Origin of the sequence: Rohdeia mirabilis, from assembly GCA_007750655.1 — a bacterium.
Taxonomy (GTDB): Bacteria; Planctomycetota; UBA1135; order UBA1135.
In genome coordinates, this window is sequence record CP036290.1 from 1,670,100 (window position 1) to 1,686,030 (window position 15,931).

Sequence of the window (15,931 nt, forward strand, 5' to 3'; positions counted from 1 at the left end):
AGCCTCGGACCTAGAACACCCACCCCAGACCCAGCCGAAACAGGTCCGGCTCGGTCCCGGCCCCGTTGTCGCCGTTCACGTAGTCGGCCTTGAGGACCAGCTCGGGGATGGGGCTCCAGGCCACGCCGAACGTGACGTACTCGCGGTCGCGCGCGGGGTTCGAGGCGAAGCCGGACGGCACCGAACCCTGGGTGTCCAGTTCCTCGTAGCGCACGAACGGGACGAGGCTCTGTTCGGACCCGCTGCCGTGCAGGACGTCGTACCCGGCCTCGGCGTACCAACCGCTCTGGGACTCGCCGACCGTCGCGTTGCCGACCAGGCCGAGCGCCGCGTCGAGCTCGGCCACGTCGTCCAGTTCGGTCCGGGCGAACAGGGCGCGCAGGTGGAGGCCCGCGGCGCGGTAGTCCACGTGCCCCTCGGCGATGGTCGTGTTCACGTTCGCGGACAGTCCGGGCGTGCGCTGGCCCGAGTGTCCGTAGTAGACCGAACCGCCCACCATGAGGCCCGGCGTTCCGACGTAGTCGACGCGCGCGACCGCGGCCAGGTCGTCGGACTGGGCCTTGCCACCCTTCTGACGACCGTCGCGGAGGCCGTTGCTGGAGAAGCCAGAAGCGTCGAGTCCGTTGACCACGTACACGCGCCAGTCCCAGACGTCGGCGACGGTTCCGAAGACGCCGAACCCGTTCTCGCGCCAGGTGGACGGGATGATGCGCTGCTCGACGAAGGGACGGTTCGCGGAGAGGAAGTTGCTCGGCTCGTGCAGCTCGTTCACGAGGCCGACCGGCACCAGCAGGAGACCCGCGCGCGCTCCGAAGGTGGGGGAGTGTTGGTACTCGACGTAGGCGAACTCGACCGAGACGGAACCGGGCGACGAGTCCGCGCCACTGCCGTTCTCGACCGTGGCGTGCTCGAACTCGATCTCGGTGTTGAGCAGCCACTTCTCGTCGAAGCGGTAGCCGAGGTAGATGATCGCGCGCTGGACGTCGCTCGTGTCGGCGCCGCCCTGCACGTCGTCGTAGCGGATCTCGCCGTAGCCGCCGATCGAGACGCCTTCCTCGACGTCGTAGATGCGCGCTGCGCCGGGGGCGAAGCCGAACGCGCCGTCGCCGAGCGGCGGCCGTGCGGCGCCGAGCTGGGCGCCGGCGATCTCTTCGGAGAGCAGTTCCAGCCGCCGCTCGAGTTCGGCGATCCGCTCGCGGTCGGTGCCGGTCGCCTCTTGGGCCAGGGCGAACGGGGCGAGGAGCGTGGGCAAGAGGAGTCCTGCGGCGAAGGAGAGAGTCGAGTTCATTCCGATCGGTGGCCGCGAGTGCGCGGCGGGTCAGTGGCCGCGCCAGTGGCGGGCCGAGGAGGAGGGGAGTCGTGGGGGACGGTGACGACCGATGTGGTCGGTCGCGTGGCGGCGTGGCAGCGTGGCGGCGAGTTCGGGAGCGCGCTCAGCGATCTTTCGCGAGGCCGTCGGCGAGGTCGAGATCGGTCACGAGCGCAGCGCAGCGTCCGGCCAGTCCGCTCGTGCCGCGCACGCGCAGGCGGTCGCCGACGAGCTCGATCACGAGCACCTCGACGCCCGGCTCGCTCTCGCCCAGTTCCAGGGCGCGATCCGGACCGAGCACGAAGTAGCCGGTGGACAGGGCGTCGGCGGCGAGGGCCGTGCTGCACAGGACGGTGACCGTGCCGTCGAACGGTGCGCGCGCGACGGCAGGTGTGCGCGGGTCGCGCAGGTGTCCGGGACGTTCGCTCTGGCCGCTCGTCGACGCGCCGGTCGACCGTGCATCGGTGGAGCGCGCCGCCGGGCCCGACGGCTCGACGCGCACGACGGCGCGCGACCGATCGCGCGGGTCGGCCAGTTCGATCGCGCGCACGAGCCCTTCACCCGCGATCAGCACCTGACCTCCGAACGAGAACGCGACGCCGCCGGCTCCCTGTTCGATCGCCGCCGCCGCGGCCAGATCGAGCGCTCTGCCCTTGCCCCAACCGCCGCTGTCGACCGTGCGCGGATCGCCGTCGAGAGCGCGCGGGTCGAAGGCGCCCTCGGTCGCGGCGACGAAGGGGGTGAACGCGTCGAGGTCCGAGCGCAGGGCCGGGCTCGCCGTCGAAGCACCCGCGATCCAACGCTCGAGCTCGGACTCGGGATCCCAGTTCGAGAGGCGCGCCTCGGCCCGAGCGATCGCGTCCAGTGCCGCTTCGCTCGCGGACAGGGCCGTGGCGCGGTCGGGCGCGACCACCTGCACCGTGCACTCGGTGCCCATCGCCGCCACGACGCGCGTGATCGAGGGCGCGTTCGCCACCGAGACGGGCGTCTCGCGCGGCGCACAACTTCCCAGGCCGATCTGGAACAGGAGCGCCAGGAGCACGGCGCGGGTCCAGCGCGGACGGGTCGCGCGGGAGCCCGTCCCGGGAGCCGCGGACGGGGCGGGAGAGGGCGTCGGGCGGACGCTGGTGGAGGGTCGATCGGTCACCACGGCGGCATGTGAACCTGAAAGCGATTGAGAATCAATCTCAATTGCTGGGCAGGGCGATCCGCACCGATCCTCCCGGAACGGGGCCGGGGCAGCGTGGCCCCTCGGGCGGTTCGCGATCGGGCCTGCGTGCGCGAAGAATCCGGCGCGGGCCGAGTACGCACCGCGCCGGCGGCCCGAACCGACGACCGACCGACCGCGACGGCGCGCCCAGGGCCCCGGACGGCTACCGTTCGGGCCACGCGCTCGGCTCGGGCCGCTCGCCCTCGAGCCGCTCGCGTCGGTCCACCCGCGCCTCTCGACCCGCACCACCTCGACTCACATGGCCTTCGGACTCATCGGACTCGTCGGAATCGTCGTCGCCCTCCTGGTTCTCGTCGGCATCGTCGCCGCGCTGGCGCGCGGACTGCGTTCGCCGCGCGAGGGGAGCGAGGGCGGCGGCGGCATCGGCGTCGGCGTGGTGTTGGTCGCCGTCCTCGTGTTCGTTCTCGCCGGCGGTGGAATGCTCCTGTTCGGTGTTGCGAGGAGCGTCTCGATCGCGTCCTCCCCGTTGACGGCGCCGAGTCCCGGGAGCATCACGGTCCACGTGCAGTGCGTCGACCTCGAGCCCGACGCGATCGCGCGAGCGATCGAGTCGGCCCTCGCGGAGGCCGTGTCCGAGGACTGCACCCATCGGTTGTCCCACGGGCAGGTGCACGGCGCGGGACTCGGTGCGCCGGCCGGTTCCGCCACGCGCACGTACGTGCTGGAGGACGCGCGCGAGGGCTCGAACGCAGGCTTCCCGCAGGACGCGCTCGACTTCGAGGCTCTGTGTGACGAGTACGAGTTCGCGCTGCTCGGCCTGGTTCCCGAGGGCACGCGCCCCGAGGACCTGTCCATCGTGCTGGGCTACTGCTCGATGGACGACGGCACCGTGCGGGCCGCGGAGGTCGCGTGGATCGACGACGCGCCGCGAATCGTCCCGGCCGACCCCGACGCGACCTTCCCCGGCGGGCCGTCGTGGGCGACGCAGATGCAAGGGATGGACGGGATGCAGCCGATGCAGCCGATGCCGGACATGCCGGGAGCTCTCGACGACGCGACCGGGGAGCCCAGCACCGTGGATCCGAGCACCGTGGATCCGAGCACCGTGGATCCGAGCGCGGCAGCAGGACAGCCGTCGGTGCCCGCGAGCCCGGACTCGCCGCGCTGATCACTGCGCCGCCCGCCCAGGACCTCGGACCAGAGCCGGACCCTTCGGCCAGCACGTTCGGGCGAGGGGACGGGCGAGGGGACGGGCAGCCCCCCCCGAGTCCGCGCCCGAGCCACGCATCCGCCCTGCGCACAGAACCCCGGCCGCGGTACGGTTCACGCCTCGACGGCCCCGGTCCCGGTTTCGAAGTGCCCCGGTCTCCACTCGTCCTCCCTCGCCAACGACCCGACTTCCCATGGCCTTCGGATTCCTCGGCAGCCTCGTCGTCGCCATCCTCCTCGTCGGAGGACTCGTCCTCGCCGTCGTCCGCGGTACGCGCTCGTCCCGCGCTGGTGGTGAGTCCGACAGCGGCGAACGCGGTGGGATCGGGATGGGCGTCGGCGTGCTCCTGCTCGTCCTCGCGGGACTCGCGGTCACGGGAGTTCTGACGCTCCTGCTCGGCATCTCGACGGGCATGACCAGGCTCCCGGCCCCGCGACCGGAGCCCGGCGAGGTGACCTTGCACGTCCAGGGCAAGGACATGGACCTGGATCCGCTCGCCCGGGCCTTCGACGCCGCGCTCGAGCGGGCGGTGGATCCCGCCTGCCGTCCATTCGCAACGAGCAAGAGTTCGAGCGCCACGGGGAGCTTCGGTCGCGAGATCCAAGTGAAGGGCAGCAGGTTCACCTTGCAGCCGACCGAGGACGCGATCGGGCTCCCGGCCGAACCGCTCGACTTCGAAGCCCTGCGCTTCGAGTACGAGTTCGCTCTCGGCGGCCTCCTGGACGACGAACTTGGATCGGACGACCTGGTCGTCGTGATCGGCCATCACCACGCTGCGAGCTCGGTCGAGTTCGCCGCCGAACTGCAGTGGATCGACGGTGTGCCGCGCCTCGTGAACGTCGAGCCCGATGCCGTCTTCTTCTCGCCCTCGGACGCGTTCGGGCCCGAGGATGCCGAGATCGTCGTCGAGCCTGCCCGGATCGACGCCGCGATTCCGGTTCCCTCGGAGCCCTCGGCCCCCGATCCGACGGAACGCTCGCCCGAGGAACTCGATCAGCCGCGGTGACCGGCGCTCCTTCGATGAACGTCACCGCCCAGAAGGAGGTCGGCACCTTCGCCGTCCTGCGCCACATGCTCTTCGGCGTGGTGGGGCTGCTGCTCTGCGCCGCCGGGGTCGCGCTGTACGTCGGTCTGCGTCCAGTGTCGAGACCCGCGATACCGGGGGTCTCGCCGATCCCGGTCGCTCTGGCTCCGGGAGAAGTTGCGGTCGGTCGGCTCGACGATCGGCCCGGACTGGCGCACCTGGCCAGCCAGCTCACTCTCACCGTGCAGCGCGCGACGAGTGGCACGCGCGTCTTCCGCATCGACGCCGTGACCGAGAGCCGACCGCTCTTCGGCAGATCGACGTCCCAGGCCGCGGTCCTCGTGCCGCACGACCCGAGCAAGGGTCCGCTCGACATGGAGTCACTCCTGGTCGAGTTCGCCGCGGATCTCGAGCAGGGACTCGATGCTGCTTCCAGCGCCGCGCGAGACGTGTTGGGCGTGCGCGGCGCCGGTGGCTCGTTCGTGACCACCGCCGGTTCGATCGTGATCCCGTTCGACTTCGATGACTTGGAGGGCCTGATCGTCCAGTACGCTCCGCCCGGTACGACGACGGTCGAGGAGTGGGGGCTGGTCGAGGACGGCTTCGGCCTTCGGTTCGAGCGTCGCACGGCACCGTCGGCGACGCCCGCTGCACCCACGGCCGTTTCCCCGGTGCCGGCGGTACCCACGACCAGTTCGCCTTGAACGGCACCGCAGAGCCGTCGCTCCGTCCACTCCAACCATGACCGTCGAAGACGAACGCGCCGCCGCAACGCCGGCTGTCGAGGCACCGCCGAGCGCCGTGGTTCCCGCGACGGCCTTCAGGGTGCAGGACCTCGGGCGCACCGGCGTGCTCGCCGTGGTCTGGACGATCATGCCGGCGCTGAGCACGATCTTCCTGGTCGCGTACCTCGGCGACCTCTCGGACTGGTTCGTCGCCCAAGGTGCGAACGGTCCGCTGCTGTACGGCGCGGCCTTCGCGATCGTCGCGGGCCTGGGGTTCGCGCCGACGTACTCGCTCTCGTTCCTCGCCGGATGGGCCTTCGGGTTCGGCGTGGGGACGACCACGGCGCTCGGCGCACTGCTCGGGGCGGCGCTGGTCGGTTTCGTCGTCGCGCACCTGGTCTCGTCCGCGCACGCACGCAGCCTGATCGGACGCTATCCGAAGGCCGAGGCCATTCGCCGGGCGCTCGTCGGGCGCGGCGCGTGGCGCAGCGCCGGCGTGGTGGCGCTCTTGCGCGTCCCGCCCAACTCGCCCTTCTCGTTGACCAATCTCGTGCTGGGCGCCTCGGGCGTCGGCGCGCTCCCGTACGTGTTCGGTTCGCTCGCGGGTCTCGCCCCGCGCACGGCGATCTACGTCGGACTGGGTGCGGCCGCAGCGGCCGACGGTGCCCAGGACCTCGGCGAAGCCCTCTCGAACGGACCGGGTTGGCCGGTGGTCGTCGGAGGCATCGTGGTCGTGCTCGTCGTGTTGAACCTGATCGGCAAGATCGCCCAGCGCGCGCTCGAGTCCATCACGGCCGAGGACCTGGCGGCGGCCGGTGCCGAACAGCGCGACGGAGGCGAACCGTCCTGACGGGGCGGCTCGGAGCGATGGAAGAGCCGCGCAGTTGGCGTCCGTCCGGTGACATCGCCAGCGGCGCGTTGCCGCCGCCGCGCTGGTACTCGGACCCCGTCCTGTACGAGCGCGCGCTCGAGCGCGTCTTCGCTCCCAGTTGGCAGTGGCTCGGCGACGAACACCTCGCCGCCCGGGACGGTGACGCGGTTCCGCTGACGCTTCTCGCCGGAGCGCTCGACGAGCCGCTCGTTCTCACCAACGAGGGTGGCGAACGTCGTCTGCTGTCGAACGTGTGCACGCACCGAGCCATGGCCGTCGTGACCGAACCGTGCACGGCGCGCGGACTGCGTTGTCCGTACCACGGCCGGCGCTTCGGACTCGACGGACGCTTCGTCTCCTCGCCCGGGTTCGAGGGCGCGGAGGGCTTTCCGACGGCGGACGACGATCTGCCGCGCGCCGGGCTGGGAACGTTCGCGGGCCAGCTCTTCGGTTCGATCGCGCCGGAGCGCCCGTTCGACGACGTGATTGCGCCGCTCCGCGCTCGGCTCGGGCATCTGCCGTTCGAGCGCGCGGTGCACGACCCGACGCGCGACCGCGAGTTCGAGTTCGACGCGCCCTGGAGCGCCTACGTCGAGAACTACCTCGACGGGCTCCACATCCCGTACCTGCACGCCGGCCTCAACGCTGCGATCGACTGGAGTCGCTACCGCTACGAGCTGTTCGAGGGCGGGGCCTGGCAGGTGGCGGAAGCGCGAGCGGGCGACGCGAGCCTGCCCGTCCCCGCCGGACATCCGGACGCGGGCCGCCCGATCGCGGCCTGGTACGCGATGCTGTTCCCGAACCTGATGGTGAACGTCTACCCCTGGGGCGTGTCGTTCAACCTGGTGCGGCCGCTCGGCCCCACGCGCACGACGGTGCGTTTCGCGTCCTACGTGTTCGCGCCCGAGCACCTCGGCGCCGGTGCCGGTGGCGACCTGGACCGCGTCGAGCTCGAGGACGAAGCGGCCGTGGTCCGCGTGGCCCAGGGACAGCGCGCACGGCTCGCTCGGCAGGGACGCTACGCTCCCCGGCACGAGCACGCGCTGCGCCACTTCCACGTCTGGACGACCGACCGAGTCGCCGAGCGATCCGTCTGAATCGAGTTCGGGCCGATCGACCTCGTCGAGAGGGCGGTGCGGAAGTCGGCTCTTCATTGGCTCGATCCGCCGCTCCACCGATCCGCACCGCACCGCACCGATCCGCACGTTTCCGATGACCCACACGTCCGACCACCGTTCCGCATCTTCGCGCTCGCACCGCGCCGTTCGCCTCGGCGGCGCCCTCCTGGGTCTCACGAGCGTCTGTGCCTGTGGTCCGCTCGACGCTTCGACCCCGGTCCAGGAGGCGACCGGCGCACCGGCGACCGAGCACGCCTCGCGCAGCGTCCACCTGGTCGCTCACCCCAGCCGTCCGACCGTCGACGGCGCGGGGAGCGAGATCGTCTCCCTGCACCAGGCCTCGCGGCGGCTGGCGATCACGAGCAGCGATGCGGGCGCGTTCGAGGTGTTCGACCTGTCCGATCCGCGGCGACCCCGCTCGATCGCGCGCAACGGCCTGGATCTCGCCGAGAAGGAGGAGTTGACGAGCCTCGTCGTACTGCCCGACGGCCAGCACCTGGCGCTCGCGATCCGCGACGAGCCGCGCGGTTCGGGGCACCGCGTGGAGATCCGCGGTCTGCTCGACGGTGCGCTCGTCGCGCGCGTGCCGGTCGGCATCGAACCCGACGCGGTGACCGCCTCGCCCGACGGTTCGCGTCTGCTCGTGTGCGACGAGGCCGAGGACTACTGGCGTGCGACCGAAGCGGGCTACGTCTCCGCGCCGGCCAGCCTGACCGTCGTCGACCTTTCGAACGGACTCGCCGCGGCGTCGTCCGAGCGTGTCGCACTGCCGAACCTCTCGCCCGAGGAGGCGCGACGCATGCGCGGGCACGGTCGTTCGCTCGAGCGCAAGGTCGGCGGCGAGATGGTCATGGTGCCGCTCGAGCGCGGCGATGCGACCCAGCTCGAGCCCGAGGTCGCCGCCTTCGCTCCCGACGGGAGTTTCGCGCTCGCGACCTTGCAGGAGAACAACCTCGTCGCACGCATCGAGTTCGACCCGTCGCGCGTCGTGGCCTACTTCGACCTGGGGACGAACACCGGCCTGTTCGACGTCGACGACGACGGGGAAGTGGCGTTCGTGACCGAGATGACGGGCCTGCGCGAGCCCGACGGCATCGCCATCGATCCGACCGGGAAGTTCTTCGTCACGGCCGACGAGGGCGACACCGAACCCAAGGCTTCGAAGTCGATTCCCGACCTCTTCGCGCCGGGTGGACGCAGCGTGAGCGTGTTCGACGCCGCGACGGGCGAACTGCTCGGCACTACCGGCGACGCGATCGACCGCGCGGCCCACGCCGAGGGCGCCTATCCGGACGACCGCAGCGACAGCAAGGGGTCCGAACCCGAGATGGTGACCGTCTTCGAGGGTCCGGGTGGAACGGTCTGGGCCGCGGCGAGTCTCGAGCGCGCGAACGCCGTCGTGCTCGTCGACGTCACGAGTCCCAGAGCGCCGCGCGTCGTGGACGTGGTCGCCGTGCGCGGTCCCGGTCCGAAGGCGCCCGAAGGCATCGTGCACTACCTGGACGCGCGCACCGGTGGGCACTTCCTCTACACCGGCAACGAGGTGGGCGGGTCCTTGGGCGTGCTCGAGGTCGTCTTCGACTGAGCGACGCAGCGAGGCCCGTCACCCGCGACCCGTCACCCGCGACCCGTCACCCGCGACCCGTCACCCGCGACCCGTCACCCGCGACCCGTCACCCGCAGCCCGTCACCCGCAGCCCGTCACCCGCGACCCGTCACCCGCGACCCGTCACCCGCGACCCGTCACCCGCGACCCGTCACCCGCGACCCGTCACCCGCGACCCGTCACCCGCGACCCGTCACCCGCGACCCGTCACCCGCGACCCGTCACCCGCGACCCGTCACCCGCGACCCGTCACCCGCGACCCGTCACCCGCGACCCGTCACCCGCGACCCGTCACCCGCGACCCGTCACCCGCGACCCGTCACCCGCGACCCGTCACCCGCGACCCGTCACCCGCAGCCCGTCGCCCGCAGCCCGTCGCCCGCAGCCCGTCGCCCGCAGCCCGTCGCCCGCAGCCATTCGACGTGCTCTGCGAGCGCTCGGTAGGAGGGCTGTCCAGCGAACTGGACAGCCCTGCGACACCTACCAACGTCTCCCCTCGTGGCAGGCGTGCTCGATGGGAGAGGCGGCGCGCTGGCCGCCAGGCCCGCGATTCTGGCACCGCGGCCCGCGTCGCGTGGCGCCCGGGCAATGCGAATCGGTAGGTGTGGGCAGGGCCAAGGACTTGCGTCGATCCCGTGGCCCCGATTTGCGACTTCTTGGGTCGCGCGGCCGCCTCAACGTTCGTGGAGCGGGATGGCCAGCGCGGCCAGGTCCTCCTCGGACGGCGGAGCGCCGTGCACGAGGAAGCCGCCCTCGACGGTGATCCCGGGCTCCACCTGCACCGCGCCGTTCGCCGGTCCCTTGAGCGCGCCGTCGCGACCGACGGGATCGAGGTTGAGGGCGGGCCAGTCGGTGGAGGAGACGAAGCGGTTGTCGGCCGCCAGGATCACCCGCTGGGTCGAACCGATCGAGACCAGCGGGCGATCGCCGGTGCCCTTCGCCATCTCGAAGTCGTTGTCGCGCAGGACGAGCGTTCCGTTGAGCGCGCCCGAACCTTCGTCCCACGCCACGAGTGCCCCCGTGCCGTAGGGGTGGGACTTGTTGGTGAGGCCGAGGAGGCGCGACTCGAAGCCGGCCCGGTAGCGGTTGCCCTCGAGCAGGATCGTGCAGCCTTCGAGGCGCCCCGCGAAGGTGAACGCGCTGCCGCCCTTGTAGCCGTCGCCCTTGGCGATCCCCGCGTCGCGCACATCGTTGTCGACGATGCGGATCAGTCCGCGACCGACGGGGCCCGAGCGTTCGCGCGCCGTGATCTGCACGAACGTCCGCCCCAGTTCGCTGGCCGTGACCTTCTCGATCGTCAGGTCGCCGCGCGGGTTCTGGAGGTAGAACGCGTGCTCGTGGCAGGTGTTGCGGACCTGGCCGCGGCGGTGGCGTCCCGCGAACACGAAGTCGTCCAGGTCGTGGCCGAGGACGCCCCACTTGCTGGGGGTGCCTTCGCTCTTCACGTGGTCGAAGCCGCCCTCGATCGTGCAGTCGTAGAAGTGGAACCCGCGGTGCGCGGCGCCGTCGTCCCCGAGCGACGAGAACAGGACGCCCGCGCGGTTGCCGGCGACGAACTCGATGTCCTCGAAGTGGATGTGGGCGCACGGGATCTGCTGGTGCACCGTCAGCGCGTCGGACTGCGTGCCGGCGACGATGCGCACGCGCCCGCGAGCGATGACGCGGACCGGGCGTTCGGCGGTTCCGCCCGCAGCCTTCGAGTTCCACGGTCGCGCCGAGTTGTGTCCGATCCCGACGCCGCCGTAGTCGCCCGGCAGGAGCAGCAGGCGCGCACCGGGCGCCGCCCACTCGAGGGCGCGCGCGATGGGGGTGGTGGTCGCGACGTAGCCTCCACCGGGGAGCGTCACGCCCTCCGGGTCGAGGGTCAGGTCGCCGCGCACCGAGGCGTTCCCCGGGGCGTCGTCCACCGCTGGCGCCGCGCTCCAAAAGAAATGCGACTTCCTTCCCGCTTCGGGGACGGACGGCGGCACACGGAGGCTGGGGGATGGGCTACCGTCGTTCTCGGACCCACCGGGTCCCGCCCCGGCGAGGACCAGGGCGAGAGCGGCGAGTCGGAACAGGAGCGAGTGCGTGCGAGTAGTTCGGAGCATGGCGAGGGGACTCGAATCCCCGACCCGGGACCTGGATCGTGACGGAGCCCCGACGAGGGTAGGTCACCGGACCGGTTGCGGCGAGGATTCGGCCGGGGCGAGCGCGGGGGAACGCATGTCGGACCTCTCCAGCTCGAGCAGGGTCATGAATCAGTCGGTCGATCGATCGAGCGTCGGGGCGCTCACCGTCGCGGCGTCCAAGAGGGACGTTTCGCGTATCCAGTTGCAGCCTCGTTCGCGCGGAAGGGGTGCTGGCCACGTGCCTTCGCTCACCGCGCTCGTTCTCGCCACCTGCGCGGCGCTGGCACCCGCGACCGGATGGTTGGCGACGGCCGTGGCGTCCGAGTCGAACGTCGTCGTGCCGCCCGGTGGGGTGCCGACGTCCATCGACCTCGTGCCCCAGTGCCTGAACACGTTCGAGAGCCTGAGCTTCGCGCCCCTGCCCGGTTTCCAAGCGCCGGCCTGGACCCTGTCCGAGGACGCTTTCGAGGTCGAACAGGCGAACAATTCGCAGCCCACGCTGTTCCTCTCGGACTTCGATCTCGAGGAGGGACTGATCGAGGTCGAGCTCTACGTCGACACGATGGGGGACGGCGACGCGGTCGGCATCGCTCTCGGCGTCGAGCCCGGCGACAACCTCGACTTCGGCGCGAACTGGTGGTTGATCGACTGGCGGCGCACGAAGCAGACCTTCGACTTCCCCGGCGGGACGGCCGGAGGCACGGGCGAGGTCGGACTTGCACTCAGCGAGGTCACGGGCGTGCCGTCGGCCGACGCCTTCTGGTCGCACCAGAGCGTGGGGACGAACGGACTCGCCGAAGTGGCGCGCGGTACGAACTTCGGCGCGGCGCCCTGGAAGCCGGGACAGCTGTACACCCTGCGGGTCGAGTTCCTCGCGAACCGCCTGCGTCTGTGGGTCGACGGAGCCCTGGAGCTCGACGTCGCCGGGGACTACTCGGCCGCGTTCGACGGCGGGCGACTGGGCCTCTACAACTTCTCGCAGTCCGGTTCGACGTACCGCGTGAACGGCGAGCGCGTGAAGGCCAGTTGGAACCTCTACGGCGAGGGCACACCGGGCACGCTCGGTGTGCCGGGCTTCGCGCTCGCGGCCAATCCGCGGATCGGCACCGCCGTCGAGTTCCAGCTCGAGAACTCGTTCGGCGCGGAGACCGACCTGTGCCTGGTCCTGACCGGCGCTCCGGCCGACGTGGAGACCTCGTTGGGCCGACTCCTGCTCGACCTGCCGTTCGTGAAGCTCTTCGTGCTGCACCCGTTCGCGGCGGAGGGCGGAACGGCCGTCTTCAACATCCCGCCGGATCCCGCCTTCATCGGGATCGAGCTGTACGCCCAGTACCTCCTGACCGACCCGGGCAGCGCGACGGGCAAGGCCTGGTCGCGCGGCATGCACCTGGTCATCGGGGTCTAGGTCCGGGCTCGGGCCGGGGCCGAGCCGATGGCTTCGAGGGCGACGCGGGCGAGCGTTCCCGCTCGCTCACGCGTGCCAGGCGGGCGGGACCAGTCGGCGCTTGCCGTCCGAGCTCGTCCGCGCGGGCGCGCCGTCCGGATCCGGTTCGTCGAACTCGCGATCCCACAGCTGGCAGGTCACCTGCTTGTGGCGCTGGTCGAGTCCTTCGCAGTAGTTGGTGAAGATGCAGCGGCGCACCGCGTCGCCGCGCCCGCGCGCCATCTTCAACCACCAGTCCGGATCGGCCAGGCTCTGGCGGGCGGCGGCGACCACGTCGCAGTCGCCGTTCGCGAGCGCCGCTTCCGCCTGCTCGAAGGTGCAGATCCCGCCCGCGCCGACCACGGGCGTCGTGCGTCCGTCCGCGCGCACGGCGGCGCGAATCGCGCGGGAGAGCGGCAGATTCCGACCGAACGGACCGGGTTCGTCGATGCGCACGGTCGGCATGCACTCGTGGCCACTCGTGCCGGTGTAGGGATAGGCCGCTTCGCCGACCTTGGGCTGCTTCGCGTCCTCGAACTTGCCGCCCTTCGAGACGGACAGGAAGTCCATGCCCACGGCGGCGAACCGGCGGCCGAACTCGACCGCTTCGTCGAGTCCCGTGCCGCCGGCGATCACCTCGTCGCCCAGGAAGCGACAGCCGACGCAGAAGTCGTCGCCCACGCGCTCGCGCACGGCCGCGAAGACCTCGAGCGGTAGGCGCGCGCGTCCGTCCGGCGAACCGCCGTACCCGTCGTCGCGATCGTTCCGCGCCGACAGGAACGAGGCCATCGTGTAGGCGTGGGCGTAGTGCAGCTCGACGCCGTCGAAGCCGGCGCGACGGGCACGCTCGGCGGCGTCGGCGAAGAGTCCGGGCAGCACGCGCGGCAGATCGCGGACGTGCTCGAGGTGCGTGTCCGTGACGCGCTCGCGGTAGCCCATCTCGAGGTCCTCGATCACGCGCGCGGGCAGCACCGCGCGGCGTTCGTCGACGTCGAGCGCGAGAACGGCGGCGCGCACCGCGGACTCCTCGGCGGATCGCAACTGCGGATCACCGCGGTACTCGGCGAGGCGTTCGCGCAGTCGGTCGTCCACCGGCAAGAAGCGCTCGACGAAACGCGTCGCCTCGACCCGGCGCTTGATGGCCAGGAAGTCGATCAGCTGGACGAGCACCTTCGTCGCGCCGCCCGACGCCTCGCGCACGGCGTCCACGACGCGGCGCAGTCCCTCCTCGAAGCGCGCGTGACCGATGCGCAGAAGGGGGCCGGACGGCACGTCGCGCACGCCCGTCGCCTCGAGCACGATCGCGCCCGGGCGTCCGGCGGCGAAGCGTGCGTACCACTGGACCACCGCGTCGGTCGCGAAGCCCTCGTCGGTCGCGCGCCACGGGACCATCGCGGGCACCCAGGTGCGCGAGGCCAGTTCGAGCGGACCCAGCTGCACGGCCGAGAACAGGCGACTGTTGCGCGCCGCGTCCTGGGAGGGCCAGTTGGCGTCGGGCAGGGGATGGATCTTGGTTCGGGGGCGGTCGCTCACGGCGCGATGGTACTGCGCACCGGGAGCGCGGCACCGGGACGGCGCGACGGCATTTCGCACCGGTCGCACGAGTCGCACGCACCCGCTTCCCGCAGCAGCGGATGCGTCCAGCACGCGTGCTAGGGTTCTGCCATGGCGCCGACCAAGTCCTCGACGTTGCTCGTGCTCGTCCTCGCTCTGGCCCTGTCGGCCACCAGTTGCCGCGGCCTCGGCCCCGACCGACAGGACCTCGAAGCCCTCGCGTACCCGGTGCTCGTTCCGCCGCGCACGATCGACATGGACGGGAACCTCGTCGAGCCCGACGCGTTGCCCGAACAGGGGTTCATCGACTTCGCGCATCTGCCTCCCGACGACCTCGTGCAACTGCACGTGCGCGACTCGTACTACACGCGCACGTTCGCGGTCCATCCGTACTTCCTCGTGTACGACGCGCGCGCGGAGCGCTGGGAACAGTGGGAGGTCTGGTCGGGCGACCTGTACGGCTGGAGCGAAGGCGTCTGGGCGACGGGCCAGCGGCGACGGGCGGGCGAGAAGGCGGAGCACGTCGTCGTCCGCGAGGTGCAGTACGGCACGGTGCGTCGCATCGTCGACCTCAACTACAGGTCCGACCACGAGCGCGAGCACATCCGCGGCGAGTGGCGGGGCGAGACCGCGCGACGGATCATCGACGTGCTGCAGCGCCCGCTCGACTATCCGTACGTGGACGACTACCGCATCTGGCCGGGGCCCAACAGCAACACCTATCCGACCTGGGTGCTCGAGCGCGCTCAGGTTTCGCTCGACCTCGATCCGCGGATGGTCGGCAAGGACTGGCGCGGCCTGTTCGGAACGGGGATCGGACTCGCCTCGGCGCGGACCGGAGTGCGCGCGGACGTGCTCGGGCTCGGTCTGGCGATCGGCCTGCGCGAAGGCGTCGAAGTGCACCTGTTCGGCGCGACGCTGGGGCTCGACCTGTGGCCGCCCGCCCTGAAGACGCCGTTCGGTCGCCTGGGCTTCGCCGAGTAACGTGGGCGCCATGCAGACCCGTCCCACCGCGCTGGTCACCGGCGCCAGCCGCGGCATCGGCGCCGCGATCGCCCGCACGTTGGCCGCGCACGGGATCGACGTGGTGCTGGGCGCGCGGAGCACCTCCGCGCTCGAGCGACTGGCCGCAGAGATCGAGGCCGAGGGCGGTCGAGCCACGGCCGTCGAGCTCGACGTGACCGACGACGCATCGGTTCGCGCGGCGGTCACCGCGGCGCAGGAATGGTCCCAGGGCGCGCTCGACCTGGTGGTGAACAACGCCGGGATCGCGGAGTCGGCTCCGCTCCTGCCGCGAGCGGGCCGTCCGGGTCCGGACTACGCGCGCCATCTCGACGTGAACCTGCACGGACCGCGGCGCGTGGTCGAAGCGGCCGCGCCGGCGATGCTCGAAGCCGGGGGAGGAGCGATCGTGAACGTGGCTTCGTCGGCGGCGCTCCGGGGCTACGCGTACGTGGCGGCCTACTGCGCGTCGAAGCACGCCCTGCTCGGCTACACGCGCAGCGCGGCGCTCGAGACCGGGCCGCGCGGACTGCGCTGGTTCGCGATCTGCCCGCACTACGTGGACTCGCCGATGCTCGCGGCGTCGATCGCGCGCGTGGTGGAGGCGACCGGCCGCACGCTCGAAGAAGCGCGCGCCCAGTTCGCGGCACAGAACCCCGGCGGAGCGCTCGTCAGCGAGCAGCAGGTCGCCGATGCGGTGCTCGCAGCGCACCGCGGAACCCATGTGCCAGGCGTGATCGAGCTCGACGGAGTGCACGCGCGACAGATCGAGAGCTGGGAAGCGAGCGCACGAGATTGACGGCCGAC

General features: G+C 71.6%; 13 protein-coding genes. 9 read left to right on the forward strand and 4 right to left on the reverse strand.

Annotated elements, in window-relative coordinates; translation table 11 throughout:
* Positions 1-10: 10 nt before the first annotated feature.
* Both Pla163_RS06235 and Pla163_RS06240 read right to left on the reverse strand, forming a co-directional pair.
* A complete protein-coding gene (locus Pla163_RS06235; RefSeq protein ID WP_145185210.1) occupies positions 11-1,288 on the reverse strand; it encodes a hypothetical protein in 1,278 nt (425 codons plus the stop codon).
* A gap of 145 nt (positions 1,289-1,433) precedes the next feature.
* Complete coding sequence (locus Pla163_RS06240) at positions 1,434-2,351, reverse strand: FAD:protein FMN transferase (RefSeq protein ID WP_145185213.1); 918 nt, start codon at positions 2,349-2,351, stop codon at positions 1,434-1,436.
* A gap of 427 nt (positions 2,352-2,778) precedes the next feature.
* On the opposite strand from Pla163_RS06240, the gene Pla163_RS06245 reads away from it, so the two are divergent.
* The 6 genes from Pla163_RS06245 to Pla163_RS06270 all read left to right on the forward strand — a co-directional run bounded on the left by Pla163_RS06245 (position 2,779) and on the right by Pla163_RS06270 (position 9,013).
* Positions 2,779-3,648, forward strand: coding sequence for a hypothetical protein (locus tag Pla163_RS06245; protein ID WP_145185216.1), 870 nt, complete (start codon positions 2,779-2,781; stop codon positions 3,646-3,648).
* 235 nt (positions 3,649-3,883) lie between these two features.
* On the forward strand, positions 3,884-4,696 hold the full coding sequence (locus Pla163_RS06250) for a hypothetical protein (RefSeq protein WP_145185219.1): 813 nt from the start codon (positions 3,884-3,886) through the stop codon (positions 4,694-4,696).
* A 14-nt stretch (positions 4,697-4,710) separates the two neighbouring features.
* The gene (locus tag Pla163_RS06255) at positions 4,711-5,418 is read left to right on the forward strand and encodes a hypothetical protein (RefSeq protein ID WP_145185222.1); all 708 of its coding nucleotides are present in this window, start codon (positions 4,711-4,713) and stop codon (positions 5,416-5,418) included.
* 37 nt (positions 5,419-5,455) lie between these two features.
* Positions 5,456-6,289, forward strand: coding sequence for a TVP38/TMEM64 family protein (locus Pla163_RS06260; protein ID WP_145185225.1), 834 nt, complete (start codon positions 5,456-5,458; stop codon positions 6,287-6,289).
* A gap of 17 nt (positions 6,290-6,306) precedes the next feature.
* Positions 6,307-7,407: an aromatic ring-hydroxylating oxygenase subunit alpha gene (locus Pla163_RS06265; RefSeq protein ID WP_145185228.1), complete on the forward strand. Its 1,101-nt coding sequence runs from the start codon at positions 6,307-6,309 to the stop codon at positions 7,405-7,407.
* A 115-nt stretch (positions 7,408-7,522) separates the two neighbouring features.
* On the forward strand, positions 7,523-9,013 hold the full coding sequence (locus Pla163_RS06270; protein ID WP_145185231.1) for a choice-of-anchor I domain-containing protein: 1,491 nt from the start codon (positions 7,523-7,525) through the stop codon (positions 9,011-9,013).
* 695 nt (positions 9,014-9,708) lie between these two features.
* Here Pla163_RS06270 and Pla163_RS06275 read toward each other — a convergent pair.
* A complete protein-coding gene (locus tag Pla163_RS06275; protein ID WP_145185234.1) occupies positions 9,709-10,941 on the reverse strand; it encodes a hypothetical protein in 1,233 nt (410 codons plus the stop codon).
* A 442-nt stretch (positions 10,942-11,383) separates the two neighbouring features.
* On the opposite strand from Pla163_RS06275, the gene Pla163_RS06280 reads away from it, so the two are divergent.
* Positions 11,384-12,550: a hypothetical protein gene (locus Pla163_RS06280; protein WP_419186375.1), complete on the forward strand. Its 1,167-nt coding sequence runs from the start codon at positions 11,384-11,386 to the stop codon at positions 12,548-12,550.
* Positions 12,551-12,616: 66 nt separating this feature from the next.
* Here Pla163_RS06280 and Pla163_RS06285 read toward each other — a convergent pair whose 3' ends face one another.
* Positions 12,617-14,101, reverse strand: coding sequence for an oxidoreductase (locus Pla163_RS06285; RefSeq protein WP_419186376.1), 1,485 nt, complete (start codon positions 14,099-14,101; stop codon positions 12,617-12,619).
* A 132-nt stretch (positions 14,102-14,233) separates the two neighbouring features.
* Here Pla163_RS06285 and Pla163_RS06290 point away from each other — a divergent pair, with 132 nt between their 5' ends.
* Positions 14,234-15,106, forward strand: a complete 873-nt coding sequence (locus tag Pla163_RS06290) for a DUF3750 domain-containing protein (protein ID WP_145185244.1) — start codon at positions 14,234-14,236, stop codon at positions 15,104-15,106.
* 10 nt (positions 15,107-15,116) lie between these two features.
* Positions 15,117-15,923, forward strand: a complete 807-nt coding sequence (locus Pla163_RS06295) for an SDR family NAD(P)-dependent oxidoreductase (protein WP_145185247.1) — start codon at positions 15,117-15,119, stop codon at positions 15,921-15,923.
* Positions 15,924-15,931 lie beyond the last annotated feature (8 nt).

Coding starts and splice junctions, on each gene's coding strand:
- Pla163_RS06270 (WP_145185231.1), top strand. CDS start 7,523: ATGACCCACACGTCCGACCACCGTTCCGCATCTTCGCGCTCGCACCGC.
- Pla163_RS06290 (WP_145185244.1), top strand. CDS start 14,234: ATGGCGCCGACCAAGTCCTCGACGTTGCTCGTGCTCGTCCTCGCTCTG.
- Pla163_RS06255 (WP_145185222.1), top strand. CDS start 4,711: ATGAACGTCACCGCCCAGAAGGAGGTCGGCACCTTCGCCGTCCTGCGC.
- Pla163_RS06250 (WP_145185219.1), top strand. CDS start 3,884: ATGGCCTTCGGATTCCTCGGCAGCCTCGTCGTCGCCATCCTCCTCGTC.
- Pla163_RS06260 (WP_145185225.1), top strand. CDS start 5,456: ATGACCGTCGAAGACGAACGCGCCGCCGCAACGCCGGCTGTCGAGGCA.
- Pla163_RS06235 (WP_145185210.1), bottom strand. CDS start 1,288: ATGAACTCGACTCTCTCCTTCGCCGCAGGACTCCTCTTGCCCACGCTC.
- Pla163_RS06265 (WP_145185228.1), top strand. CDS start 6,307: ATGGAAGAGCCGCGCAGTTGGCGTCCGTCCGGTGACATCGCCAGCGGC.
- Pla163_RS06295 (WP_145185247.1), top strand. CDS start 15,117: ATGCAGACCCGTCCCACCGCGCTGGTCACCGGCGCCAGCCGCGGCATC.
- Pla163_RS06245 (WP_145185216.1), top strand. CDS start 2,779: ATGGCCTTCGGACTCATCGGACTCGTCGGAATCGTCGTCGCCCTCCTG.